The 552-nt window shown below is 57.2% G+C and carries 2 protein-coding genes; both read left to right on the forward strand.

The window, feature by feature from the left end:
• The coding region (locus ACSQ36_RS47010; RefSeq protein ID WP_436187636.1) for a transposase domain-containing protein at positions 1 to 244 on the forward strand (244 nt) is incomplete at its 5' end.
• Positions 187 to 519, forward strand: coding sequence for a hypothetical protein (locus tag ACSQ36_RS47015; protein WP_436181446.1), 333 nt, complete (start codon positions 187 to 189; stop codon positions 517 to 519). The genes ACSQ36_RS47010 and ACSQ36_RS47015, both read left to right, overlap by 58 nt.
• Positions 520 to 552 lie beyond the last annotated feature (33 nt).

Below are 552 nucleotides of genomic sequence, written 5' to 3' on the forward strand. Positions count from 1 at the left end.
AGGATGCTGCCTTGGACGGAAAAATTTCCTCTTCGTTGGCGCAGATAGCGGCGGTGAACGAGCGGCTGCCATGTATTCGTTGATTGGCACCTGCAAACTCAACGGTATCGATCCGGAAGCATATCTGGGCTACGTACTGGCCCATATCGCCGACCACCCCATCAATAGAATCGAGGAGCTGCTGCCATGGCACGTCGCCGACAAACTTCAGACGACGAACTCGCCCGCGCCCTCAGTGAGCTGAGTGAGTTAGCGAGCAAGGTTCCGACGACACTCGCGTCGCTGGCCGCCTTCGTCGCGGACGGCGGCTCCTTCTCCGTCGACTCGGTACCCTCATTCGGCACCGTGGCCGCGGCTCACATGAAAGAGAGCACGATCGCCATGCTTCGCCAGCACCCCGGCGAATCCATGCTAGAGCTGCTAGATCGATTGGAGTTCGCGATCATCGAGGCCATCGCTACCGGCTATGTCGTCGATGAAGTTAATGCCCCGCCAACAAAAAAATCTCGTCGAAAATAGTTTCGTCAAGAACGGTACTTCGGTCACGCTTAC

Origin of the sequence: Caballeronia sp. LjRoot34, assembly GCF_964253815.1 — a bacterium.
In the GTDB taxonomy this organism is placed as follows: Bacteria; Pseudomonadota; Gammaproteobacteria; order Burkholderiales; family Burkholderiaceae; genus Caballeronia.

Excerpts from the sequence above, each read along its gene's own strand:
- ACSQ36_RS47015 (WP_436181446.1), top strand. The coding sequence starts at position 187 with ATGGCACGTCGCCGACAAACTTCAGACGACGAACTCGCCCGCGCCCTC.